Source organism: Pseudomonas sp. MD330_10 (assembly GCF_042610415.1).
In the GTDB taxonomy this organism is placed as follows: domain Bacteria; phylum Pseudomonadota; class Gammaproteobacteria; order Pseudomonadales; family Pseudomonadaceae; genus Aquipseudomonas; species Aquipseudomonas rhodesiae.
Genome location: NZ_JBHGZU010000008.1, coordinates 62,255 through 87,758, shown reverse-complemented (window position 1 = coordinate 87,758; position 25,504 = coordinate 62,255). Strand labels below are relative to the sequence as shown.

Here is a 25,504-nt window from a genome sequence, read left to right as displayed (position 1 = left end):
CAAAGTGTGGTTCCACTGTTGCCTGGCAAACAGTTAGATCACCACGTTGCGCACAAAACGCACGGCCACCTCACCGTCATTGCGATAGGCGTGGGGTTGATGGCTGGCAAACATAAAGAACTCACCGGCAGCGATGGTGTTTTCCTGGTCACGCACCACCAGGGTCAAGCAGCCTTCGAACACGAACAGTTGCTCGCTCCAGCCTTCCAAATCGGGGTCGGGGGAGTAAATATCGCCTGGTTCCAAGCGCCACTCCCACAACTCGACCTCGCGCCGCGCGGTGGCCTTGGCCAATAACACGGCCTTGCTGCCGACGATTTCGCCGGCCCAGGCCAGCTCGTTGATACGGCTATGGTCGCGCACGTCCGGGGCCTGGATCAGGTCGCTGAAGGCAACGCCCAAAGCTTCGGCGACGCGGTCGAGCGTCGACAGGCTGACGTTCTTCTCGCCGGCCTCGATGGCCACCAGCATGCGCCGGCTGACCCCGGATTTTTCCGAAAGCGCAGTCTGGCTGAGTTCGGCGGCGTGGCGCAGGCGACGAACGTTCTGGCTGACGTGTTGCAGGACCGAAGCCCGCTGCGGATTTTCTTTGTGCACTATATTGCTCAATGGGTGGGTGTGCGCAGTATACTGCCCAGCGTGCGGCGCATTGTGCGGTCCGTGCCTTTTCCTTGCAAGACCGAGCCCACATGACCACCCCGAACTCTCCATCGCGTTTCCATCGATTCAGCAAAGCCGAGTGCATCCTGGTGTTTATCACCATGATTTGGGGCGGCACCTTTTTACTGGTGCAGCATGCCATGGCTGTCAGCGGGCCGATGTTCTTCGTGGGCCTGCGTTTTGCCGCGGCGGCCATTGCGGTCGGTTTCTTTTCCTTGCGCACCCTGCGCGACCTGACGCTGTTCGAGCTGAAGGCCGGAATATTTATCGGCGTAGCGATCATGTTCGGCTACGGCTTGCAGACCATCGGCCTGCAAACCATCCTCAGCAGCCAATCGGCTTTTATCACCGCTTTGTATGTGCCCTTCGTGCCGTTGCTGCAATGGCTGGTGCTGGGCCGTCGACCGGGCCTGATGCCGAGCCTGGGTATCATGCTGGCGTTTGCCGGGCTGATGTTGCTGACCGGCCCGGCGGGTGCATCGCTGAATTTCAGCGCCGGGGAAATCGCTACCTTGATCGGCGCCATTGCGATTGCCGCCGAAATCATCCTGATCAGCGCGTTCGCCGGCCAGGTGGACGTGCGCCGCGTGACCGTGGTGCAACTGGCCACTGCATCGCTGCTGTCATTTTTAATGGTGGTGCCGATGGGCGAGGTGCTGCCGGGGTTCTCGTGGTTGCTGCTGTTCAGTGCGGTGGGCCTGGGCCTGACCAGCGCGGTGATCCAAGTGGCGATGAACTGGGCGCAACAAAGCGTCTCGCCAACACGGGCTACGTTGATCTATGCCGGCGAGCCGGTGTGGGCTGGCGTGGTCGGGCGGATTGCCGGTGAGCGCTTCCCGCCGATTGCCATGCTGGGAGCGGCGCTGATCGTGGTGGCGGTGATTGTGAGCGAGATCAAGACTAAGGGGCAGAAAGCATTGGCGGTTGACGATGGATTGCAGGAAGAACGCCAGCAAGGCCATTGATGGCCGGGGAACGATCGGTAGCCCTCTTCGCTCTATTCTGTAGGATCCTGCCACATCTTGCCGTTTGGTGATCCAGAAAGCGGCACGTATGATGCATCCCAAACTCCCGCAGATTAGAAGCCTATGTCCCTGATAGTTCTACTGCTTCTGCCTTTTATCGGCAGCTGTCTGGCGGCATTGCTGCCGCATAACGCACGTAATACCGAATCCCTGCTGGCCGGCCTGGTGGCGCTGGTCGGCACCATTCAAGTCGCTTTGCTGTACCCCCAGGTCGCCTACGGCGGCGTGATTCGCGAAGAATTCATGTGGCTGCCCAGCCTCGGGCTGAATTTCGTGCTGCGCATGGATGGCTTCGCCTGGCTGTTCTCGATGCTGGTGCTGGGCATCGGCACACTGGTGTCGCTGTATGCGCGTTATTACATGTCGCCGGACGACCCGGTACCGCGCTTCTTCGCGTTTTTCCTGGCCTTTATGGGCGCCATGCTGGGCCTGGTGATCTCCGGCAATCTGATCCAGATCGTGTTTTTCTGGGAACTGACCAGCTTGTTCTCGTTCCTGCTGATCGGCTATTGGCACCACCGCGCCGATGCGCGACGCGGTGCCTATATGGCGCTGATGGTCACCGGCGCGGGCGGTCTGTGCCTGCTGGCGGGCGTGATGCTGCTGGGGCATATCGTCGGCAGCTACGACCTGGACCTGGTACTGGCGGCGGGCGATCAGATTCGTGCGCACGCGCTGTACCCAGTGATGCTCGCGCTGGTGCTGATCGGTGCCTTGAGCAAGAGTGCGCAGTTTCCGTTCCATTTCTGGCTGCCCCACGCCATGGCCGCGCCCACGCCGGTTTCGGCCTACCTGCACTCGGCGACGATGGTGAAGGCCGGCGTGTTCCTGCTGGCCCGCCTGTGGCCGTCGCTGTCCGGCAGCGAAGAATGGTTCTGGATCGTCGGCGGTGCCGGCGCCCTCACCCTCCTCCTCGGCGCTTACTGCGCCATGTTCCAAAACGACCTCAAGGGCCTGCTGGCCTATTCCACCATCAGCCACCTCGGGCTGATCACCCTGCTGCTGGGCCTCAACAGCCCGCTGGCCGCCGTAGCTGCGGTGTTCCACATCCTCAACCACGCCACTTTTAAAGCCTCGCTGTTTATGGCTGCGGGCATCATCGACCACGAAAGCGGCACGCGGGATATCCGCAAACTCAGCGGCCTGGTGCGCCTGATCCCGTTCACCGCGACCCTGGCGATGGTGGCCAGCGCGTCCATGGCCGGCGTGCCGCTGCTCAATGGCTTCCTGTCCAAAGAGATGTTCTTCGCCGAAACCGTGTTTATCTCGGCGACAAAATGGGTGGAAATCGCACTGCCGGTGATCGCCACCATTGCCGGCACCTTCAGCGTCGCCTACGCACTGCGTTTTACCGTGGATGTGTTCTTCGGCCCGCCCCCCACCAACCTGCCCCACACCCCCCACGAGCCACCGCGCTGGATGCGCGCACCGGTGGAACTGCTGGTATTCACCTGCCTGCTGGTGGGGATTTTTCCGGCGCAGATAGTCGGTTCGATCCTCGCCGCCGCCGCATTGCCGGTGGTGGGCGGCGTGCTGCCCGAGTACAGCCTGGCGATCTGGCACGGCTGGAACGCACCGATGATCATGAGCCTGGTGGCGATGTCCGGCGGTGTGGTGCTGTACCTGATGCTGCGCAAGCAGCTTAAGCGCGGTCGGTTCAAATATCCGCCGGTGATCAGTTATTTCAACGGCAAGCGCGGCTTCGAACGCAGCCTGGTGGTGATGATGCGCGGCGTGCGCAAGATCGAAAAACGCATCAGCACCAAGCGCCTGCAACCGCAGTTGTTCCTATTGGTACTGGTGGCGCTGATCGGCGGCATGATCCCCATGCTCAACAGTGGCCTTAGCTGGGGTGACCGTCCGAAAATCCCCGGTTCGGTGGTGTTCGTGACCCTTTGGGTGTTGGCGATCGCCTGCGCCCTGGGCGCCGCCTGGCAAGCCAAATACCACCGGCTCGCCGCCCTGACCATGGTCAGCGTGTGTGGGCTGATGACCTGCATTACATTCGTGTGGTTCTCGGCGCCGGATTTGGCCTTGACCCAACTGGTGGTGGAAGTGGTGACCACCGTGCTGATCCTGCTCGGCCTGCGCTGGCTGCCACGGCGGATCGAAGAGGTTTCGCCACTGCCTAACACCTTGCGCAGGGCCAGGGTGCGCCGGGTCCGCGACTTCCTGCTGTCCACCGTGGTGGGTGGTGGCATGGCGTTGCTGTCCTACGCGATGCTGACCCGCCAGACCCCCAACGATATCTCCTCGTTCTACCTCAGCCGCGCCCTGCCCGAAGGTGGCGGCAGCAATGTGGTGAACGTGATGCTGGTCGACTTCCGAGGCTTCGATACCCTGGGCGAAATCACCGTGCTCGGCGCCGTGGCGCTGACGGTCTACGCCCTGCTGCGGCGTTTCCGCCCATCCAAGGAAAGTATGGAGCTGCCGCCACAACAGCGGCAGTTGGCGCCGGACGTGGCCACTGACCTGGTCAACCCACGCCAGGCCAGCGACACCGCCCTGGGCTTTATGATGGTGCCGGCGGTGCTGGTGCGCTTGCTGCTGCCGATTGCACTGGTGGTGTCGTTTTATCTGTTTATGCGCGGCCACAACCAACCGGGCGGCGGGTTTGTCGCGGGCTTGGTGATGTCGGTGGCGTTTATCCTGCAATACATGGTGGCCGGCACCCAGTGGGTCGAGGCGCAGATGAGTCTGCGGCCGATGCGCTGGATGGGCTTCGGTTTGTTTTCCGCGACCCTCACCGGGCTCGGTGCGCTGTGCTTCGGCTATCCGTTCCTCACCACCCACACCCTGCATCTGAGCGTGCCGGTGCTGGGAGATATCCATATCGCCAGCGCGTTGTTCTTCGATGTGGGCGTGTACGCCATGGTGGTCGGTTCGACCCTGTTGATGCTCACCGCCCTCGGCCACCAATCGGTGCGTGCGCATAAACCGAGCAACCAGCCTAAAGCAGTCGCTGCAACCGAAGGAGCCGCCTGATGGAAGAAGTCATCGCAATTGCCATTGGGGTCCTGGCGGCCTCCGGCGTCTGGTTGATCCTGCGGCCACGGACGTTCCAGGTGGTGATGGGCCTGTGCCTGCTGTCCTACGGGGTCAACCTGTTCATTTTCAGCATGGGCAGCCTGTTTATCGGCAAGGAGCCGATCATCAAGGACGGCGTGCCGCAGGATCTGTTGCACTATACCGATCCCCTGCCCCAGGCCCTGGTGCTGACCGCCATCGTGATCAGCTTCGCCATGACCGCGCTGTTTCTGGTGGTGTTGCTGGCATCGCGGGGCCTGACCGGCACCGACCATGTGGACGGCCGGGAGCCCAGGGAATGAATTGGGTCAACCAACTGATCGTCGCGCCGATCCTGCTGCCGTTGCTCACCGCCGCGCTGATGCTGATGCTCAGCGAGAAACGCCGGCCACTCAAGGCGCGTATCAACCTGTTTTCCAGTGTGCTTGGCCTCGCCACGGCGATCCTGCTGCTGTACTGGACGCAGCAAGGCGGCCCGGGCTCCATCGGTGTGTACCTGCCGGGCAACTGGCAAGTGCCGTTCGGTATTGTGCTGGTGGTGGATCAACTGTCGGCGCTGATGCTGGTGCTCACCGGGATCATCGGCGTCAGTGCGCTGCTGTTCGCCATGGCGCGCTGGGACCGCGCCGGCACCAGTTTCCACGCGCTGTTCCAGATCCAGATGATGGGCCTGTACGGTGCATTCCTCACCGCAGACCTGTTCAACCTGTTCGTATTTTTCGAGGTGCTGCTGGCCGCGTCCTACGGGTTGATGTTGCATGGCTCCGGCCGCGCGCGGGTATCGTCGGGGCTGCATTACATCGCGATCAACCTGTTGGCGTCGTCGCTGTTCCTGATCGGCGCGGCGATGATCTACGGGGTTACCGGCACGCTGAACTTCGCCGACCTGGCGCTGAAAATCCCGCTGGTGCCCGAGGCCGATCGCGGCCTGCTGCACGCCGGTGCGGCGATCCTCGCCACCGCGTTCCTGGCCAAGGCCGGCATGTGGCCGCTGAACTTCTGGTTGGCGCCAGCCTACTCTTCGGCCAGTGCGCCGGTGGCGGCGATGTTCGCGATCATGACCAAGGTCGGCGTGTACACCGTGCTGCGCCTGTGGACCCTGCTGTTTTCCGGCCAGGCCGGCGCGTCGGCGTTGTTCGGCGGCGACTGGCTGGTGTACGGCGGCATGGCCACGATCATCTGTGCGGCGCTGGCGATGGTAGCGGCGCAGCGCCTGGAGCGCATGGCGAGCCTGAGTATCCTGGTCTCGGCCGGGATCCTGCTATCGGCGGTAGGCTTCGCCCAACCGAGCCTGACCGCTGGCGCGTTGTTCTATCTGATCAGCTCCACCCTGGCCTTGAGTGCCCTGTTCCTGTTGGCCGAACTGATCGAGCGTTCGCGCTCGGCCAACGACCTGCCGCTGGATGAAGAAATCGACGCCTTGCCCAAAGCCATGGAGTCCCTGCACCCTCGACCCGGCGTGAACCTGGACGATGAGCAGAAAGCCGTGATCGGCCAGGTGATCCCCTGGACCATGGCCTTCCTCGGCTTGAGCTTCGTGGCCTGCGCCCTGCTGATTATCGGCATGCCGCCGCTGTCCGGGTTTATCGGCAAGCTCAGCCTGTTGAGCGCACTGGTCAACCCGTTGGGCCTCGGTGCCAGCGCCGACGCGCCGATCCGGCCCGCCGCGTGGGGCCTGGTGGTGCTGTTGATCCTGTCCGGCCTGGCCTCGCTGATCGCGTTTGCGCGTATGGGCATCCAGCGCTTCTGGACCCCGGAAGAACGCCCGTCGCCACTGCTGCGTCGCTATGAATGCCTGCCGATCTTCTTCTTACTGGGGCTGAGCATCGCGCTGACCTTCAAGGCAGAACCGCTGATGCGCTACACCCAGGCCACCGCCCAGAGCCTGAACAACCCCGAACAGTACGTGATGGCCGTCATGGCCACGCGCCCGGTGCCCAGCCCTGAAGCCAAGGCCACTGCCGCACAGGTGCAACCATGAAGCGCCTATTCCCTGCCCCGTGGCTGTCCCTGGCGTTGTGGCTGCTGTGGCTGGTGCTGAACCTGTCCGTCAGCCCTGGCAATCTGCTGCTCGGCGCGTTGCTGGGCTTTCTGGCCCCGCTGATGATGGCGCCGTTGCGGCCGCTGCCGATCCGCATCCGCCGTCCGGGCGTGATTCTGCGCCTGTTGCTGCTGGTGGGGCGCGACGTGATCGTGTCCAACCTGCAAGTGGCCTGGGGCGTGCTGACCTGCGGCTCGCGCCCGCCGCGCTCGTGCTTTATCAAGATCCCCTTGGACCTGCGTGACCCCAACGGCCTGGCGGCGCTGTCGATGATCACCACCGTGGTGCCCGGCACCATTTGGTCGGAACTGGCGCTGGACCGCAGCATCCTGCTGCTGCACGTATTCGATCTGGACGATGAAGCGCAGTTTATCGAGCACTTCAAATCCACCTACGAGCGGCCCCTGATGGAGATCTTCGAATGAGCCCCCTGCTCGCCAACGCGATCCTGTTCAGCCTGTTCCTGTTTTCCCTGGCCATGGTGCTGACCCTGATACGCCTGTTCAAAGGCCCGTCGGCCCAGGACCGGGTTCTGGCCCTGGACTATCTGTACATCCTGGCAATGCTGATGATGCTGGTACTGGGCATTCGTTATGCCAGTGACACCTACTTCGAAGCGGCGCTGCTGATCGCGCTGTTCGGCTTCGTGGGCTCGTTTGCCCTGGCCAAATTCCTGCTGCGTGGAGAGGTGATTGAATGATGCCGTTATGGATGGAAATCGTGGTGGGCGTGCTGCTGGTACTCAGCAGCCTGTTTGCACTGATTGGCGCATTGGGGCTGCTGCGCATGAAGGACTTCTTCCAACGCATGCACCCACCGGCCCTGGCCTCGACATTGGGCGCGTGGTGCGTGGCGTTGGCGTCGATCATCTATTTTTCGGTACTCAAGTCCGGGCCGGTGCTGCATGGCTGGCTGATCCCGATTCTGCTGTCGATCACCGTGCCGGTGACCACAGTATTGCTGGCCCGCACGGCATTGTTCCGCAAGCGCATGGCCGGGGATGATGTGCCGGCTGAGGTCAGCAGCCGGCGCTGAGCGCTGAAAGCCTGCAAGGTCAACCAATGTGGAGGGGCTTGCCCCCGATGACGGTGGACCAGCTACAGATGAGCTGGCTGAGCCGCAATCGGGGGCAAGCCCCCTCCCACATTTGGACTGTACTAGACGACAGACCGGATTCGCTCTGCCAGCTCAGCCAATACCGCCAGTTTCGTCTGGGGTTTAATCGTGGCAACCATCTAAAGCTAGGATGAAATGAGCGTGAAACCCTACGGGCATTTTGGGGATCCCCTAAGACCTGGGTATGTCGCCGTGCTGAGACAGGAGCTCACCATGGATAAAAACATCATTGTCATCGGCGGCGAGTCCAGCGAAGACATGCAGCGCATGACCCGCATCGACGAATATATCGTCGCTTCGTCCGGCAAAGCCCATCCCACGGTTCTCTATATCTCCACCGCCAACGGCGACGACCGTGTAAAGATTACCGACTTCACGGCCAAATATGAGAGCGCTGGTTGCAGCGTACGCGCGCTGACATTCTTTATTCCACCCTTTCCCAGCCCTGATCATATTTCATCGTTGTTTAAGCAAGCCGATATCATCTACGTGGCAGGCGGGAATACCCGTGCCATGGTGGCTATCTGGCGTGAGTTTGGCGCGGTGGGCCTTCTGAAAGAGGCATGGGAAAACGGTAAGGTCCTGTGTGGTGTCAGTGCAGGGGCGATTTGCTGGTTTGAGTATGGGCACTCTGACTCAGGGGGAGCGTTCGCCCTGATTACCGGCCTGGGTTTTCTGCCAGGAGCGCTGTGTCCGCATTTCAGTTCAGAGGCGGGAAGAGAAGCTTCGTTTGTTGAGCTTGTCCGGCTCAAAGACGTACAGCCCGCCTACGCCGTCGATGATGGCGTCGCCCTGCATTTCAAGGACGGCAGATACCACGAGACGATTCATAACGACGCGACAAAGAGTGCTTATGTCGTCACTACGACACCTGCGTATCTAACACAGCTTTCGCAGGTTTCCAGCGGCTAGGTCCATCCCTTTTCCAGACGCAGCCCTCTGAAGGAACAGACAATGAGCCCAACCCCTCCCCTACTTGATCACCGTTGGCAGATAGAAAGCAGCCGGGCTGCAGATCTCATGGATACCGCCAATCCCCTGTGGGAGATGTCGAGCTTTAGCGAGGCTTCGAAGGCGGCGGCACTGTTGGCAGGTATGTTGGCTGACCCACCGCTATCGGGAGCAAGCCCCCTCCCACACTTGATCGTTGTTGATAGGTAGAAAGCAGCCCGGCTGTAGATCTCAAGGATACCGCCAATCCCCTGTGGGAGATGTCGAGCTTTAGCGAGGCTTCGAAGGCGGCGGTACTGTTGGCAGGTATGTTGGCTGACCCACCGCTATCGGGAGCAAGCCCCTCCCACACTTGATCGTTGTTGACAGGTAGAAAGCAGCCCGGCTGTACATCTCAAGGATACCGCCAATCCCCTGTGGGAGATGTCGAGCTTTAGCGAGGCTTCGAAGGCGGCGGCACTGTTGGCAGGTATGTTGGCTGACCCACCGCTATCGGGAGCAAGCCCCCTCCCACACTTGATCGTTGTTGATAGGTAGAAAGCAGCCCGGCTGTAGATCTCAAGGATACCGCCAATCCCCTGTGGGAGATGTCGAGCTTTAGCGAGGCTTCGAAGGCGGCGGTACTGTTGGCAGGTATGTTGGCTGAGCCACCGCTATCGGGTGCAAGCCCCTCCCACACTTGATCGTTGTTGGCAGATAGAAAGCAGCCGGGCTGCAGATCTCATGGATACCGCCAATCCCCTGTGGGAGATGTCGAGCTTTAGCGAGGCTTCGAAGGCGGCGGCACTGTTGGCAGGTATGTTGGCTGACCCACCGCTATCGGGAGCAAGCCCCCTCCCACACTTGATCGTTGTTGATAGGTAGAAAGCAGCCCGGCTGTAGATCTCAAGGATACCGCCAATCCCCTGTGGGAGATGTCGAGCTTTAGCGAGGCTTCGAAGACGGCGGCGCTGTTGGCAGGTATGTTGGCTGAGCCACCGCTATCGGGGGCAAGTCGAATCGTCGCGCCGCCCCTCCCACACGAGATCGGATGAGCCGCTCACTAAAAGGGTATGCAAAAAACGCCCCGAACCAGTCGGGGCGTTTTTTTCAGCAATCAACGATCAAGCTTGATCAGCCAACCGCCAGGTCGTGCCGCCTTTGCCGTCTTCCAACACCACACCCATCGCGGTCAGTTGGTCACGGATACGGTCGGATTCCGCCCAGTCCTTGTTAGCCCGCGCAGCCAGACGCGCCTGGATCAGCGCATCGACTTCAGCCGCGTCCACACGCCCTTCGGCGCCGGCTTGCAGGAAGTCGTCGGCTTCCATCTGCAGCACGCCCAACACGCTCGCCAGTTCTTTCAAGCGTGCCGCCAGGCCTGCCGCCGCGTCGAGGTCGCTCTCGCGCAGGCGATTGATCTCGCGCACCATTTCGAACAGCACCGCGCAGGCTTCCGGCGTGCCGAAGTCGTCGTTCATGACTTCGGTAAAGCGTGCCACGAAGGCTTCGCCGCCGGCAGGTGCAACGGCGGGCAAGCCTTTCAACGCGTGGTAGAACCGCTCCAGGGCGCCCTTGGCGTCCTTGAGGTTGTCTTCCGAGTAGTTGATGGCGCTGCGGTAGTGGCTGGACACCAGCAGGTAACGCACCACTTCCGGGTGGTACTTTTCCAGCACGTCGCGGATGGTGAAGAAGTTGTTCAAGGACTTGGACATCTTCTCGCCATTGATGCGGATCATGCCGCAGTGCATCCAGGCGTTGGCGTAGGTCTTGCCGGTGGCGGCTTCGCTCTGGGCGATTTCGTTTTCGTGGTGCGGGAACTCCAGGTCGCTACCGCCGCCGTGAATGTCGAAGGTCTCGCCCAGGCAGCAGGTGGACATCACCGAGCACTCGATGTGCCAGCCCGGACGGCCTGCGCCCCACGGCGACTCCCAGCTCGGCTCGCCGGGCTTGGTGGCTTTCCACAGCACGAAGTCCAGCGGGTCTTGCTTGGCTTCGTCGACTTCGATGCGCGCGCCGATGCGCAGGTCTTCGATTTTCTTGCGCGACAGCTTGCCGTAGCCCATGAACTTGGCCACGCGGTAGTACACGTCGCCATTGCCCGGCGCGTAGGCGTAACCCTTGTCGATCAGGGCCTGGATCATCGCGTGCATGCCGGCGATGTGGTCGGTGGCGCGCGGCTCCATGTCCGGTTTGAGGATGTTGAGGCGCGCCTCGTCCTCGTGCATCGCGGCGATCATGCGCTCGGTCAACACGTCGAACGACTCGCCGTTTTCGTTGGCGCGATTGATGATCTTGTCGTCGATGTCGGTGATGTTACGCACGTAGGTCAGGTCATAGCCGCTGAAACGCAGCCAGCGGGTGACCAGGTCGAAGGCCACCATGCTGCGGCCGTGGCCGATGTGGCAGTAGTCGTACACGGTCATGCCGCACACGTACATGCGCACCTTGTTGCCATCGAGCGGCTTGAAGACCTCTTTGGTCTTGCTGAGTGTGTTGTAGATCGTTAGCACAACGGCTTCCTTAGAGAATCACTGGCCCCACGAATCACGCAGGGTCACGGTACGGTTGAATACCGGAGCACCAGGTTTCGAGTCCTTGATATCCGCGCAGAAGTAGCCTTCGCGCTCGAACTGGAAACGGTCTTCCGGCTGTGCGTCACCAAGCGATGGCTCGGCACGACAACCAGTGAGTACTTGCAGGGAGTCAGGGTTGATGTTGTCGAGGAAACTGGCGCTGTCTTCGGCCTTCTCGGGATTCGGCGAGCGGAACAGACGGTCGTACAGACGTACTTCGCACTCGACGCTGGCGGCGGCCGGCACCCAGTGGATCACGCCCTTGACCTTGCGGCCTTCGGGGTTCTTGCCCAGGGTGTCCGGGTCGTACGAGCAACGCAGTTCGACGATGTTGCCGTCGGCGTCCTTGATCGCTTCGTCGGCGCGGATCACGTAGCTGCCGCGCAGGCGCACTTCGCCGTTCGGCTCCAGGCGCTTGTAGCCTTTTGGCGGCTCTTCCATGAAGTCGTCACGGTCGATGTAGATTTCCCGGGCGAACGGCAGCTTGCGCACGCCGAGGGCTTCGTTCTGCGGATGACGCGGCAGTTCGAGGTGGTCGACCTTATCTTCCGGGTAGTTGGTAATCACCACTTTCAACGGACGCAGCACGCACATGGCGCGCGGCGCGTTGGCGTCGAGGTCCTGGCGGATGCTGAATTCGAGCATGCCGTAGTCCACCACGCCGTCGGAACGGTTGGTGCCAACCATTTCGCAGAAGTTACGGATCGAAGCCGGCGTGTAGCCACGACGGCGGAAGCCCGACAGCGTGGACATACGCGGATCGTCCCAGCCGTTGACGTGCTGTTCGTCCACCAACTGCTTGAGCTTGCGCTTGCTGGTGATGGTGTAGTTCAGGTTCAGGCGGCTGAACTCGTACTGGCGCGGATGGGCCGGCACCGGCAGGTTGTCCAGGAACCATTCATACAGCGGACGATGGCTCTCGAACTCAAGGGTGCAGATCGAATGAGTGATGCCTTCGATGGCGTCCGACTGGCCGTGGGTGAAGTCGTAGTTGGGGTAGATGCACCACTTGTCGCCGGTCTGGTGGTGATGGGCGTGGCGGATGCGGTACATGATCGGGTCGCGCAGGTTCATGTTCGGCGAGGCCATGTCGATCTTGGCGCGCAGTACGCGGGCGCCGTCCGGGAACTCACCGGCGCGCATGCGGGCGAACCAGTCCAGGTTCTCTTGCACCGAACGGTCGCGGAACGGGCTGTTCTTGCCCGGTTCGGTCAGCGTGCCACGGTATTCCTTGGCTTGCTCCGGGCTCAGATCGTCGACGTAGGCCTTGCCGGCCTTGATCAACTCCACGGCCCAGTCGTGCAACTGGTCGAAGTACTGCGAGGCATAGCGCACTTCACCGGACCATTCGAAACCCAGCCACTTCACGTCGCTTTCGATGGCGTCGATGTATTCCTGGTCTTCCTTGGCCGGGTTGGTGTCGTCGAAACGCAGGTGCGTGACGCCGCCGAATTCCTGGGCCAGGCCGAAGTTCACACAGATCGACTTGGCGTGACCGATGTGCAGGTAGCCGTTGGGCTCAGGCGGGAAACGGGTGACGATCTGCGTGTGCTTGCCCGAATCCAGGTCCGCCTGGATGATCGGGCGCAGGAAATTGACCGGGACGGCAGGTCCGGCCTTGGAATTCGAGGTAGGGTCGACAGTGGGCTTGCTCATAGGATCCTTGAACAGACAGGTTCGTGGCCGTTTGCGGCCAGATAAAACAAAGGGCTTATCATAGCCGAAGCGGTCAAGCCGCTGACAGAGCGCGGCCAAAAACTGCTGCATTTAATGCACGGGCGGTAAAAAACCACCTCGAAATTCCCGCCGGGCACGCTAAACTGCGCGCCTTGGCCGCCGTTTAGCCAGACAGGTCAGGCGCTCTGCGCGCCCAAACCCACGAATTCCCTGAAAAGAGTAGTGCACATGACTCAAGTCAAATTGACCACCAACCACGGTGACATCGTCATCGAGCTGAACGCCGAGAAAGCGCCGATCACCGTCGCCAACTTCATCGAATACGTTAAAGCCGGCCACTACGAAAACACCGTTTTCCACCGTGTCATCGGCAACTTCATGATCCAGGGCGGCGGTTTCGAGCCAGGCATGAAGGAAAAGAAAGACAAGCGCCCAAGCATCCAGAACGAAGCGGACAACGGCCTCTCCAACGACAAGTACACCGTCGCCATGGCCCGTACCATGGAGCCGCATTCGGCCTCCGCGCAGTTCTTCATCAACGTGGCCGACAACACCTTCCTCAACCACAGCGGCAAGAACGTGCAGGGCTGGGGTTATGCGGTGTTCGGTAAAGTCACCGAAGGCACCGATGTGGTCGACAAGATCAAAGGCGTGTCCACCACCTCTAAGGCTGGCCACCAGGACGTCCCTGCTGAAGACGTGATCGTCGAGAAAGCCGAGATCGTTGGGTGATATTGCTGATTTCAGATTTGCATCTGGAAGAGGAGCGCCCGGACATCACCCGGGCGTTTCTGGATCTGCTCCACGGCCGCGCCCGTGGTGCCCAGGCGTTGTACATTCTGGGGGACTTCTTCGAAGCCTGGATTGGCGACGATGGGATGACCGAATTCCAACGCTCGATTTGCGCGCACCTGCGTGAACTGAGCGACAGCGGCACCGCGATTTTCATCATGCACGGCAACCGCGATTTCCTACTTGGCAAGGCGTTCTGCAAAGCCGCCGGCGCCACCCTGCTTAAAGACCCGAGCGTGGTGCAACTGCACGGTGAGCCCGTGCTGCTGATGCACGGCGACAGCCTGTGCACCCGCGACCTTGGCTATATGAAGTTGCGGCGCATCCTGCGTAACCCCATTGTGCTGTTTATCCTGCGCCATCTGCCCTTGGGCAGCCGCCATAAGCTGGCGCGCAAGCTGCGTAGCGAGAGCCGGGCGCAAACGCGCATGAAGGCCAATGACATTGTGGATGTCACCCCCGAGGAAGTGCCGCGGGTCATGCGGCACTTCGGCGTGCGCACACTCGTGCACGGCCATACCCACCGCCCGGCGATCCACAAGCTGCAGATCGGCGACCAGGCTGCCCGGCGCATTGTGCTCGGGGATTGGGACAAGCAGGGTTGGGCGTTGCAGGTGGATGAGCAAGGCTTTCAGTTGGCGGCGTTTGACTTCGTCAACCCGCAACTCGCATTGCCTGGCGCCTGATCCTCAAACCCACTGAATAGAGATCAAAATGTGGGGGGGACCCAAGCCCCCTCCCACAATTGATTGCATTTGAGTCTTTGCCAATCAGTGGCCGGACGCTTCCGGCCCTGCCTTGGCACCAAACGGCGGCTTGGCCAGCCACACCAGCAACATCAACGCCATGAACATCCAGCCTAGCAACGTGAAGTAATCCACGGTGGACATCATGTACGCCTGGCTGGTGAGGATGTGATCCAACTGCGTATAAGCCTTCTGCCCCGCTCCGCCCAGCGCCTGCAGGGCATCGCGGGTGGCCGAGTCATAGGGCGTCATGCTTTCGCTCATGTACGCATGGTGCTGGTCGGCGCGGCGGATCCAGATCCAAGTGGTCAGCGACGCCGCAAAGCTACCACCCAGGGTACGCAGGAACGTGGCGAGCCCGGCACCGTCGGCGATCTGCTGCGGAGGCAGGTCGGACATCAGGATGCTCAGGGTCGGCATAAAGAACAATGCCACGCCGATCCCCATAAACAGTTGCACCAGGGCGATATGGGTAAAGTCCACTTCATTGGTGAAGCCCGCGCGCATAAAGCAGCTCAGGCCAATCGCCAGGAACGCCAGGCCCGCCAGCAGACGCAAGTCGAACTTGTGCGCGTACTTGCCCACGAACGGCGACATCAGCACCGGCAGAATGCCGATCGGCGCCACCGCCAGCCCGGCCCAGGTGGCGGTGTAGCCCATCTGGGTCTGCAACCACTGCGGCAGGATCAGGTTGATGCCGAAGAAACCGGCATAGCCGAGGATCAACACGATGGTGCCGATGCGGAAGTTACGGTAAGCGAACAGCCGCAGGTTGACCACCGGATGCTCGTCGGTCATTTCCCAGATCACAAACACCGCCAGGGCAATCGCCGAGATCGCCGCGCCGATAATGATGAAATTGGATTCGAACCAGTCCAGGTCATTGCCCTTGTCGAGGATGATCTGCAACGCGCCAACCCCGACGATCAAGCTGAGCAACCCGACATAGTCCATGGGTTGGTAACTGGTGTGCACCGGGCGTTTCTTCAATTGCGAGCGCACCACCATCACCGCAAAGATGCCGATGGGTACGTTGATAAAGAAGATCCACGGCCAGCTGTAACTGTCAGTGATCCAACCGCCGAGGATCGGCCCGGCAATCGGCGCCACCACCGTGACCATCGCCAGCAGCGCCAGGGCCATGCCGCGTTTGGCCGGCGGGTACACCGCGATCAGCAGCGTCTGGGTCATCGGGTACAACGGCCCGGCCACCAGGCCTTGCAGTACCCGAAACCCGATCAATTCGGGCATCGAGGTGGAAATCCCGCAGAGGAACGACGCCAATACAAACAGCATGGTCGCCCACAGGAACAGCTTCACCTCGCCAAAGCGCCGACTCAACCAGCCGGTGAGCGGCAAGGCAATTGCGTTGCTCACCGCAAACGAGGTGATCACCCAGGTGCCCTGCTCCGAACTCACGCCCAGGTTGCCGGAGATAGTCGGCAACGCCACGTTGGCGATGGTGGTGTCGAGCACCTGCATAAAGGTCGCCAGCGACAGGCCAATAGTGGCCATCAACAGGCTGGGCGGCGTGAACGAGGCTTCCTTGCTCATCAGCGTTGCGCAGCCTTGGGAGCGGCGACGCTGTTGGCATGGATCAGTTGCGTGATCATGGCATCGGCCTCGGCCAGTTGCTGGTCATACACCGTGGTGGTGAACGACGCCTTCTGCGGCGGTTGTTGCGCCAGCACCGGGCCGCTCTGGTCATGCAGGTCGACGTTGACCACCGTGCTCAAGCCCACGCGCAGCGGGTGCTTGGCCAGTTCTTCGGCGTTGATGTGGATGCGTACCGGCACACGCTGCACGATTTTGATCCAGTTACCGGTGGCGTTCTGCGCCGGCAGCAAGGCGAATGCGCTACCGGTTCCGGCGCCGAGGCTGTCGACGGTGCCGCTGTATTTAACGTCGCTGCCGTAGATGTCCGACTCAATGTCCACCGGCTGGCCGATGCGCATATCGCGCAGTTGGGTTTCCTTGAAGTTAGCGTCGATCCACAGCTGGTCCAGTGGAATCACCGCCATCAACGCCGTGCCTGGTTGCACGCGCTGGCCCAATTGCACGCTGCGCTTGGCCACATAGCCGGTGACCGGCGCGATCAAGGTGCTGCGCGCGTTGGTCAGGTAAGCCTGGCGCAGTTGCGCGGCGGCGGCCTGCACGTCGGGGTGCGAGCTGATCACCGTGTCGTCCACCAGGGCGTTGGTGGTTTTGAGTTGCTGTTCAAGGTTGGTCAGGGCGTTCTTGGCTGCGGTCAGGCTGTCACGGGCGTGGGACAGTTCTTCCTGGGAAATCGCCCCGCCCTGGGCCAGGGTCTTACGGCGGTTGTAGTTGTCCTGGGCAGTCTGCACATCGGCTTTCTGCGCATTGACCTGGGCTTTCATGCCGTCAACGTTGCTGTACAAGCCACGTACCTGGCGCACGGTGCGCGCCAAGTTGGCCTGGGCACTTTGCAGGCCGACAGCGGCGTCGTTCGGGTCGAAATTGACCAGCACCTGGCCGGCATGCACCAGGTCGCCATCATCGGCGCCGATGCTAACCACGGTGCCGGTGACCAGCGGGGTGATTTCCACCACGTTGCCATTCACATAGGCATCGTCGGTGCTTTCATTGAAGCGCCCGTACAGTTCGTACCAACCCCACACGCCGACCACGCCCAGGATGACGATCAAGGCGAGGCCGATCAGCATGACTTTGCGCTTGCGCGGGTTGTTGTTGGTGTTCGGTTGCGGTGTGGCGTTGGAGTGTTCGGCAGTGGCCATAACAAATACCTCGAATTATTCCGTGCGGGTGGCAGGGGTGGTCGACGCGACATTACTGGCGCTGTAACCGCCGCCCAGGGCCTGCATCAATTGGATCGACAGGGTGATTTGCCCGGCATTGAGGGTCGCCAGCTGACGCTGGGCCTGCAGCAGTTGCTGCTCGATGCTGAGCACGTCCAGGTAGCTGCCGATGCCGGAGCCGTAACGCTGGACCACCGTGTCGTAGGACTGCTGGGCAATGTCCGTAGCGTGTTGCTGGGCCTGGATCTGCCGGCCGGTGTCGCGCAGTTGCGACAAGGTGTTGCCGATATCACCCAGGGCTTGCACCAGGGTTTTGTTGTATTGCGCCACGGCCAGGTCGTAGTCAGCGTCGCGGGCGTCAAGGTCGGCACGCAGGCGGCCGCCGTCGAAGATCGGCAACGAGACCGTCGGCGCAATATTGAAGAAGCGGCTGGCCGAACCGAACATGGCATCGCCCAGCAACGACTCGGCGCCGGCGCTGGCGCTGAGATTGAGGTTGGGGTAGAAGCGGGTTTTGCTCGCATCGATATTGCGACCCGCCGCCTCCACGCGCCAGCGCGCGGCGATCAGATCGGGGCGCCGGCCCAGCAGCTCGGCGGGCAGCACCGCAGGCACCGCCACAGCGGCGGGCTTGAGCACGGCCGGGCGTGCTAGTTCGCCGCCACGGTCCGGGCCTTTACCGAGCAACACCGCCAGGGCGATCTTGGCGCTCTGCAATTGTTTTTGCGCATCGATCAACTGCGACTCGGAACTCGCCGCCAGGCTTTCGGTTTGCTGGTACTGGTAGTGGCTGTCGATGCCAGAATCCAGGCGACGCTGGCTCAGTTCGAGCATCTGCCGGGTGCGCTTGAGGTCTTCTTCAGCGAGGTCACGCACGATATGGGCCTGGCCCAGATCGCTGTAGGCCTTGGCCACATCGGCGGCCAGGGTCAGGCGCGCGGCCTGTTGATCGACTTGGGCGGCACGCGCCTGGCCCAACGCGGCCTCCCAGGCGGCGCGCTGGCCACCCCAGAGGTCGAAGGTGTAATTGAAGCTGGCGCCGATGTTGCGCACCGTCGAGTAGGCATCGCCCTCCCCGCGCGGGTCCTGGTCCTTGGCCAGGCGCGAACGGCTCACTCCGGCGCTGGCATCCAGGGTCGGCATGCGCGCGGCGTCGGCAGCGTAGGCAGCCGCTTGAGCCTGATGCGCACGGGCGCTGGCTACTTGCATATCCGGGCTGTTTTGCAGGGCTTCGTTGATCAGGCCGTCGAGCTGCGGGTCGCCGAGGCTTTTCCACCAATCGGCGCTCGGCCAGGCAGCGCTGGAGAGGATCACCCCGCTCAAGGACTTACCGGTTTGCAGCGTATTGGCATCGAGGCGCTGGCCCTGGGTGTCGAGGCCGCTGTAGTTGGCGCAACCGGCCATGCTCATGGCCATGAGCACCAGGCATAGGGCGCGTGTGTTCATGCTTTACCTACCCGCTGCAGGGTGATGGGGTCACCTGCGGCTATCAGAATTTTCTTGAGGATGCGTTCCAGGGTTTCCAGCTCGCCCGGTTCGAGCACACCGGCCAGCTGATTCAGCGCAGCGGCGCCGATGTGCGGCAGCATGTCCGCCAAGCGCTGGCCGTCGGCGGTGAGGACCAGTTGCACCTGGCGCCGGTCCTGTTCGGAGCGCTGCCGGCATAGCAAGCCTTTCTGCTCCAGGCGATCGAGCATGCGCGTCATCGAGCCGCTGTCCAGGGACAGGTTGCGGCACAGCTCCGCGGGGGTGTCGACACCGAACTGGGCCATGATGATCAACACCTTGAACTGCGCGGCGGTGATGCCGTGGGGTTCCATATGGGTGTCGATGATGCGGTCCTTGAGGATCGCGGCGCGGCCCAGCAACAGGCCAAGGTGGCAGTTGTGGAAGTTGTCAGGGGTGAAGTGCGGCATAGAAAGTCACCTTATTACTGCCTAGGCAGTGAATGTGTGACGAGATATTACTGCCTAGGCAGCGAAAGTCAAATGGAATAGTTAGGTTGCTTGGTAGTTTGGCGATGGTTGGGTGAAAGACAGACTTAATGTGTGAGCGGGCTTGCTGTGGCGAGCGGGCTTGCCCCGCGCTGGGCCGCGAAGCGGCCCCATTCCAGGCGATGTGGTTTAGCTGATACACCAAGGTGCCTGGGTTTGGGTCTGCTTCGCAGCCCAGCGCGGGGCAAGCCCGCTCACTACAGAAACCTCATTTTCTTGGGTTTTGTTTTCACCGCAGATGTGTAGATATCTAAGCAAATCATAAAGGCTGGCTCATAACGCTGTGGTGAGCAGGCTTGCCCTGCGCTGGGCTGCGAAGCGGCCCCATTCCAGACGATGTGGTTTAACTGATACACCGAGGTGCCTGGGTTTGGGTCTGCTTCGCAGCCCAGCGCGGGGCAAGCCCGCTCACCACAGAGACCTCATTTTCTTGGGTTTTGTTTTCACCGCAGATGTGTAGATATCTAAGCAAATCATAAAGGCTGAGATATAGCGCTGTGGCGAGCAGGCTTGCCCCGCGCTGGGCTGCGAAGCGGCCCCATTCCAGGCGATGTGGTTTAGCTGATACACCGAGGTGCCTGGGTTTGGGTCTGGCGCGGGGCAAGCCCGCTCACCACAGCAAGCCCGCTGACTACAGAAAAACCGCTCACCACAGCAAGCTCCTTCTTATATTTCTATCCCCGTTGGGTTTAGAAATCGCGCTTGTAGAAGATATCCAGGGAGCTGGCCACGCCGCTGGCTACTTCCAAGTAGACCTTTTTGCTCAGCAGGTAGCGCAAGGCGATGGTGTTGGCCGGTTCGAATACCCCAACCCCATAGCGCAGGCTGAGTTTCTCGGTGATTTTGCCGCTGGCGACCACGGCGGTGTTGTTGCCGCTGCCTTGGGTGTCGAGGTCGAAGTCGCGGATGCCGAGCTTGTTGGCGATGTCCGAGGTCACCCCGGCGCTGCCCATCAGGCCAAGGCCCAGGGCGGCTTGGGCGAGCATATTGTTGTCTTCGCCGGTGGTGCTCAGCGGACGCCCCAGCACTAGGTAGGACAGCGCCTGTTCTTGGCTCATGGCCGGTTCCGAGAAGATTTGCGTCGTAGGTTGCTCGGCGCTACCGCTCAGGCGAATACCGGCGGTCACGTCGTCGGTCTTGCGGATCGCCTCGATGTCCAGGTACGGCTGGTCCAGCGGCCCGGCGAACAGTAGGCGTGCACGCCGCACGTCGAGTTTCTGCCCATAGGCGCGGTAGCGGCCGTCATTGAGCCACAGCTCGCCCCGAGTGTCCAGGTTATCGCCGATATGCACCTGGCCCTGCACCTTGGCGGTCAGACCAAAGCCGGAGAAATTCAGGCGGTCTTCACCCACCACCACGTCGATATCCATGGCCATGGCCATCGGCGGCTTGCCCTCCTCGGTCTGGCTGCCAATGATCACGGTGTCATCCGACACCTTGACCGTCGACGGCGGCAGTTCACGCACGGTGATATCACCGCGCGGAATCTGCACCTTGCCGGCGATGGCCAGCCGGTCGTTCTTGAGGCTGATCGTCAAGTCGGGCGCTACTTCCAGCTCGGCATAGGGTTCGACGGTGACCGGCAGTTGCGCGCCTTGCAGGTGCAGGTCCACCGCCAGGGCCTGGCCCCAGTCGATCTGCCCCTTGAGGCTGCCCTGCCCGGCTTTAACGCTGCGCCAGCCGCCATTCAACTGCACACTTTCACCGGCAATCAGCGCCTGCACGTTCAGCCCTTCGAGGCTGATGGGCAGTTCGGGCCCGGACACTTCGCCGCCCACCAGGTTGACGCTGCCGTTGACCTGCGGTGCCAGCAGGCCACCGCTGATGCGGCCGTTGCCGTTGAGCTTGCCGCTGAGTTTTTCCACCATTGGCACGAATGGCCGCGCCACGGCCAGATCCAGCCCCATGAGGCTGAACTGGCCGGTGATCGGCTTGTTTTTCGGCAATGGATTGATCTGCGCTTGCAACAGCAACTCACCGAGTTTGCCGCCATGGAAGTTCAGCTGCGTGTCGATGCGCCGGGGGTTGAGGGTGGTTTCCAGCTTGAGGGTGTCGTAGGGAAAGTCCAACCACTGGGCCTTGTCCTTGACGCGCAAGGTGCCACCGCTGGCATCCACCGACACCACCCCTTTGGGGCCACTGGCGGGCAGGTCCAGTTGCAGGTCGGCATTGAGTCGGCCCTGCCAGGCGAAATCCTTGGGCAAAAACGCCGCCAGGCTGTCGATGGGGAACTGCTTGAGGTGGTAGCGCAATTTCGGCTCGGGCATCAGCCGCTGATCTTCGCCGCACAGGCTTGATGCTCCGGAGACCCAGCAGTGCGCCGCAAATGTCAGTCGGCCATCGGCTAAGCGTTCGATTTTGGCCGGGGACTGCAGCCGCCAGTCCTGGCCACCGGCCTGCACATCGCCGCTGGCCAGACGCCCGCGCCAGTTGCCCTTGTCGAGAGTGCCATCCAGGGCCAGAGCCAATTTGACCAGGGGCCCGGCCAGGTCGAGCTGGACCTTTTGCTGGCGGATGTCGCCCTGGGCGCTGGCGGTAAGCGTGCCGACCTGGGTGTCGCCGCTCTGGATGCCGCTGCCCTTGAGGTCGATTTTCGCGCGCTGGGCGCTATCCAACGTGGCATCGAGGTTGAGGATTTGCAGGCGGTTGTCGGCGAACGCCAGTTGCTGGCCCTTGAGGCCGAGCTTGCCCTGCGGCGCCTTGAGCGTACCGGCAACGTCGAGCCGGCCGTTGATCTGACCGCGCAACTGCGGCCACAACTGAGCCAGGCGTGCGAGCTTGATATCGATATGCCCGGCCAGGCGCTGTTGCAGGCTACCGCTGCCTTGGATGCGGTTGTCGCCCAGGCGCAGGTCGAGGTTGGCCAGGGTCCACTGCTCGCCGGCGCCATCGGCCTTGGCCGCCAGCACCGCAGTTTGCCCGCGCAGGCGGCCTTTGAGGTCGAGGTCGGCGTTGAGTTTGAGCTGCTCGTTCTTGAATTCGCCCTTGCTGCGTAGCGGGCCGGCCAGGGTGCCGGGCAACTCCGCCACCCAGTACGCCGGGTTCAGCGCCGACAGGTCCAGTGCGGTGTTCCAGGCGATGCCATCGGCGAATTGCAGGTTCAAGTGACCTTCGGCCTTGCCCTGGCCGGCGCTCAGTTTCAGCTCCGGCAGGAACACCTGCGTAAGGTCGCCGCTGAACGGCGTGACCACCGAGAACGGGCCGGCTGGGCCATCGAGGTCGGCCGTGAGGTTGCCGAGGTAATTACCATCTTTATAAGCAACCTCGCCATTGAAGGTACGCAACGTCACCTGGGGCTCGTCGATCAGCGGGTACAGGCGATGCCACGGGAAATCCAACCAGGCGATTTTGGCATCGGCGCTGAAGCCTTGCTGCCAGTCCAGGTTGGCGCTGAGTTTGAGGTTCTGCTTATCGCTGGCGTTTATCTCCAGGCCGGCGATCTGTGCGCCCTTGGCATCCACCTGGCCTTGCAGCAACAGATCAACCGGGCCTTTTTCCGCCGGCAACACAGCCTTGCCTTGCAGTTGGTAGCCACGGCTCAAGTCGCCCTTGGCGGTAAGGTCCAGTTGATTGAGCTGCAGGGTGTCGGGCAAATCGGCGCTGGGCTTGAAGCCATCGGCGGTGATGTGTAATTGGGCGGGCAGGTTTTCCGCCAGGGGTTGCAGTTCGCCGCTGAGTTTGGCCGGCAGGTAGCCGCTGCTGTCGGCGTCGAGTTTGAGGGTTTTGAGCAGGTCGCCGTCGACCTTCAGCGCCACTGTCCAAGGCGCACCGCCGGGTGCGTAAGGCAGGCTCAGGTTGCCGCTGGCGGTCAACGGCCAATCACCGCTGGGCTGCAACAAGCCGCTCAGGTCCAGTACCAGATCGTCGCGCTGCAGGTGCACGGCGTCGATCTGCATGCCCGCCGCCGTCCAGTGCGCCGCCAGTTGCAGGCCCTTGAGCTCCTCGCTGCCGTTAAACAACAGGCGACCGACGCGAACCTCGCCCAATTGCAGGGCTATCGGTAGTTTCAAGTCCGGCAGTTGGATCGGTCCGCTGCCCTCGTCGCCACTGGGGGGAAATTGCAGGCTGACCTGTTCCACCTCCAGTCGGTCGATGCACAAGGTCATGCGCAGCAAGCAAGCCGGCGACCAGGCAAACGTCGGCGCCTGGAGTTCGACGCGGCTGCTGCCCTGCTCCCAGAGCAGATGGTCGGCGCGCCATTGGCCGCCCAAACGGCCCTGGAAATTCTCCACGCTCAACCCCGGCACACGCGCCAGCGCCCAACGGCTGCCGGCCTGGGTGCCGAGTATCGCCCAACCCGTCAGCACCCCTATGGCGAGGACGGCCACCACGGCCAGCCCGGCTATTTTCACACCACGCATCACAACTCAGGCCCCATGGAAAAGTGCAAACGAACGCCGCCCGGATCTTCCAGGGCATGGGCCAGGTCCAGACGAATCGGCCCGACCGGCGAGACCCAGCGGATGCCGACGCCGACGCCGGTCTTCAGGCTGGGCAGCTCCAGGTTGTTGAAGGAGTTGCCCTGGTCGATAAAGGTCGCGATCCGCCATTTTTCGGCGATGGAATATTGATACTCGGCACTCAGCGCCACCATGTAGCGCCCACCGATGCGATCGCCGCGGTCGTTTTCGGGGGACAAGGTCTGGTACTCGTAGCCGCGCACGCTTTGGTCGCCACCGGCAAAAAAACGCAGCGACGGCGGCACTGATTTATAGCCATTGGTGGCACTGCCGCCCACTTGGGCACGGGCGAGGAAGCGATGGTTGTCCCACAAGGTGGTCAGGCCTTTGACCATTGCTGTGCCGTACAGCAAATTGGTGTCTGAACCCAGCCCTTCCTTGGCCACCTTGGTGTCCAATTGCAAGCGATAGCCATGGTGCGGGTCTATGCGATTGTCACTGCGCAGGTAGGAATAACTGACGCCCGGCATCAACAGGTTGCTCAGACCCGAATCGTCACCCAGGCGATACTCTTCGCGCTGCCATTTGAGCGAGATCACCCGCGTCCAACCGCTGGGCAGCTTGCTGTGCCATTCCGGGCCGAGGGTGAGCAATTTACTCAGGGTGTCGGTGTTGGCGATTTCTTCGTTCTGGTAGCCGCCGGCAAAGCGCAGTTTGTCGGTGAGCGGCGGGTCGAGGGGAATGTCATACCAGAGGCCAACGTTCTGCCGCGGCGCCGACAGTTCGGCTTCCCAGCCATAGCTATGGCCCTGAGGGTTGACCCAATGTCGCGTCCAGTTGGCCTTGCCGCGCGGGCCTACGTCGGTGGAGTAACCCAGGCCCAGGCCCATGGTGCGCGGCTTGCGTGTGTCCAACTGCACGGCTACCGGGATCACATCATTGGTGGAGGCGGCGGGCGCGGCGTCTACGCGCACGCCTTCGAAAAACCCGCTGGCCTGCAAGTTCTGGTTGAGTTCGGCAATAAGTTCGGAGTCGTAAGGGTCGCCGCTTTTGAACGGCACCATGCGGTGCAGCAGGTCTTCGTCGAACGGCGTATCGCCGGCGAAACTGACTTTGCCGAGGGTGTAGCGCGGGCCGCTGTCATACACCAGTTCGATATCGGCGACGCCGGCCTGGGGGTCCACCGCGAGTGTCTGCCGGGTAAAGCGCCCGCTGAAAAAGCCGTACCGCGAAGCCTGGTTCTGGATCAGACGCTTGGCGTCTTCGTAATGACCGTGGTTGAGAATGGCGCCGGATTTAAGGTCGTCGCTGGCGGGTACGCGAAACGCTTTGAGGTTCGCCGCCGGGCCGTCGACCCGAATGGTCACATCACGCAAGTGCACCGGTTCGCCGGGGTCGACGTTGAGGATCAGGCGCGGGTTCTTGCCCCCCTGCACGTCGCTATCGATGCGCGGTTGATAAAAGCCCAGCGCCTGAGCGGCTTTGCGCGCCTGCTCCTCGGCACCACGGCTGAACCGCAGCAGGGCCTCTTCATCACGATCGCCCACGCCGCCGATGTAGCCTTCAATATTGGCTTTCAACGCGTCGTTGGCGGGTTTGATGCGCACGTCCAATTCGCTTTGCGCCAGCGCGCCGCAGCTTGTAAACAGCAGAATCAAGCTGCTGGTGAATCTTCCTGGAAACTTCATAGGCGCGGATGCTACACGAGCGGGCGAGAAACGTAGAACTCGGAAAGTTCTGAAA

General features: G+C 61.9%; 19 protein-coding genes. 10 read left to right on the top strand and 9 right to left on the bottom strand.

All coding sequences use genetic code 11. From position 1 onward, the window contains the following. Nucleotides 1–33 precede the first annotated feature (33 nt). Nucleotides 34–597 carry a helix-turn-helix domain-containing protein gene (locus ACFZPT_RS15000; RefSeq protein ID WP_034098756.1) on the bottom strand — a complete coding sequence of 188 codons (564 nt, stop codon included), beginning with the start codon at nt 595–597 and terminating at the stop codon, nt 34–36. Nucleotides 598–689: 92 nt separating this feature from the next. Between ACFZPT_RS15000 and ACFZPT_RS14995 the strand changes: the two genes are divergently transcribed. The 8 genes from ACFZPT_RS14995 (at nt 690) to ACFZPT_RS14960 (ending at nt 8,781) form a co-directional block, all read left to right on the top strand. Next, the gene (locus tag ACFZPT_RS14995; protein WP_034114218.1) at nt 690–1,625 is read left to right on the top strand and encodes a DMT family transporter; all 936 of its coding nucleotides are present in this window, start codon (nt 690–692) and stop codon (nt 1,623–1,625) included. 123 nt (nt 1,626–1,748) lie between these two features. Then, nucleotides 1,749–4,670: a monovalent cation/H+ antiporter subunit A gene (locus ACFZPT_RS14990; protein WP_034098759.1), complete on the top strand. Its 2,922-nt coding sequence runs from the start codon at nt 1,749–1,751 to the stop codon at nt 4,668–4,670. Next, nucleotides 4,670–5,014 (top strand): Na+/H+ antiporter subunit C, encoded by a 345-nt coding sequence (locus tag ACFZPT_RS14985; RefSeq protein ID WP_007973781.1) that lies wholly within the window; start codon nt 4,670–4,672, stop codon nt 5,012–5,014. The genes ACFZPT_RS14990 and ACFZPT_RS14985 overlap by 1 nt, the downstream gene beginning before the upstream one ends. Then, nucleotides 5,011–6,693, top strand: coding sequence for a monovalent cation/H+ antiporter subunit D (locus ACFZPT_RS14980; RefSeq protein WP_034114219.1), 1,683 nt, complete (start codon nt 5,011–5,013; stop codon nt 6,691–6,693). The genes ACFZPT_RS14985 and ACFZPT_RS14980 overlap by 4 nt, the downstream gene beginning before the upstream one ends. Further along, complete coding sequence (locus tag ACFZPT_RS14975) at nt 6,690–7,178, top strand: Na+/H+ antiporter subunit E (protein ID WP_034098762.1); 489 nt, start codon at nt 6,690–6,692, stop codon at nt 7,176–7,178. The genes ACFZPT_RS14980 and ACFZPT_RS14975 overlap by 4 nt, the downstream gene beginning before the upstream one ends. Beyond that, nucleotides 7,175–7,453 (top strand): K+/H+ antiporter subunit F, encoded by a 279-nt coding sequence (locus ACFZPT_RS14970; RefSeq protein ID WP_034098763.1) that lies wholly within the window; start codon nt 7,175–7,177, stop codon nt 7,451–7,453. Before ACFZPT_RS14975 ends, ACFZPT_RS14970 begins: the two co-directional genes overlap by 4 nt. Beyond that, on the top strand, nt 7,450–7,788 hold the full coding sequence (locus ACFZPT_RS14965; protein ID WP_034098765.1) for a Na+/H+ antiporter subunit G: 339 nt from the start codon (nt 7,450–7,452) through the stop codon (nt 7,786–7,788). The genes ACFZPT_RS14970 and ACFZPT_RS14965 overlap by 4 nt, the downstream gene beginning before the upstream one ends. Nucleotides 7,789–8,082: 294 nt before the next feature. After that, a complete protein-coding gene (locus tag ACFZPT_RS14960; RefSeq protein ID WP_034114220.1) occupies nt 8,083–8,781 on the top strand; it encodes a peptidase E in 699 nt (232 codons plus the stop codon). Nucleotides 8,782–9,923: 1,142 nt separating this feature from the next. On the opposite strand, the gene cysS is transcribed toward ACFZPT_RS14960, so the two are convergent. Both cysS and ACFZPT_RS14950 read right to left on the bottom strand, forming a co-directional pair. Further along, nucleotides 9,924–11,312: a cysteine--tRNA ligase gene (gene cysS / locus ACFZPT_RS14955; protein ID WP_034114222.1), complete on the bottom strand. Its 1,389-nt coding sequence runs from the start codon at nt 11,310–11,312 to the stop codon at nt 9,924–9,926. 18 nt (nt 11,313–11,330) lie between these two features. Next, nucleotides 11,331–13,031 (bottom strand): glutamine--tRNA ligase/YqeY domain fusion protein, encoded by a 1,701-nt coding sequence (locus tag ACFZPT_RS14950; RefSeq protein ID WP_034114225.1) that lies wholly within the window; start codon nt 13,029–13,031, stop codon nt 11,331–11,333. Between the two features lie 249 nt (nt 13,032–13,280). On the opposite strand from ACFZPT_RS14950, the gene ACFZPT_RS14945 reads away from it, so the two are divergent. Next, nucleotides 13,281–13,784, top strand: coding sequence for a peptidylprolyl isomerase (locus tag ACFZPT_RS14945; protein ID WP_034098775.1), 504 nt, complete (start codon nt 13,281–13,283; stop codon nt 13,782–13,784). Beyond that, a complete protein-coding gene (gene lpxH / locus ACFZPT_RS14940; protein WP_034114227.1) occupies nt 13,781–14,530 on the top strand; it encodes a UDP-2,3-diacylglucosamine diphosphatase in 750 nt (249 codons plus the stop codon). The genes ACFZPT_RS14945 and lpxH overlap by 4 nt, the downstream gene beginning before the upstream one ends. Nucleotides 14,531–14,614: 84 nt before the next feature. Here the strand turns inward: lpxH and ACFZPT_RS14935 are convergent, their stop codons facing one another. From ACFZPT_RS14935 to ACFZPT_RS14910, 6 genes are all read right to left on the bottom strand, one after another. Continuing rightward, nucleotides 14,615–16,144: a DHA2 family efflux MFS transporter permease subunit gene (locus tag ACFZPT_RS14935; RefSeq protein ID WP_034098778.1), complete on the bottom strand. Its 1,530-nt coding sequence runs from the start codon at nt 16,142–16,144 to the stop codon at nt 14,615–14,617. Further along, nucleotides 16,144–17,346: an efflux RND transporter periplasmic adaptor subunit gene (locus ACFZPT_RS14930; RefSeq protein ID WP_034098786.1), complete on the bottom strand. Its 1,203-nt coding sequence runs from the start codon at nt 17,344–17,346 to the stop codon at nt 16,144–16,146. Before ACFZPT_RS14930 ends, ACFZPT_RS14935 begins: the two co-directional genes overlap by 1 nt. A 15-nt stretch (nt 17,347–17,361) precedes the next feature. Beyond that, nucleotides 17,362–18,813 (bottom strand): efflux transporter outer membrane subunit, encoded by a 1,452-nt coding sequence (locus tag ACFZPT_RS14925; protein WP_034114229.1) that lies wholly within the window; start codon nt 18,811–18,813, stop codon nt 17,362–17,364. After that, nucleotides 18,810–19,283: a MarR family winged helix-turn-helix transcriptional regulator gene (locus ACFZPT_RS14920; RefSeq protein WP_034098790.1), complete on the bottom strand. Its 474-nt coding sequence runs from the start codon at nt 19,281–19,283 to the stop codon at nt 18,810–18,812. Before ACFZPT_RS14920 ends, ACFZPT_RS14925 begins: the two co-directional genes overlap by 4 nt. A gap of 767 nt (nt 19,284–20,050) precedes the next feature. Further along, on the bottom strand, nt 20,051–23,722 hold the full coding sequence (locus tag ACFZPT_RS14915; protein ID WP_379555714.1) for a translocation/assembly module TamB domain-containing protein: 3,672 nt from the start codon (nt 23,720–23,722) through the stop codon (nt 20,051–20,053). Next, nucleotides 23,722–25,449, bottom strand: a complete 1,728-nt coding sequence (locus ACFZPT_RS14910; protein ID WP_034098793.1) for an autotransporter assembly complex family protein — start codon at nt 25,447–25,449, stop codon at nt 23,722–23,724. The genes ACFZPT_RS14915 and ACFZPT_RS14910 overlap by 1 nt, the downstream gene beginning before the upstream one ends. Nucleotides 25,450–25,504 lie beyond the last annotated feature (55 nt).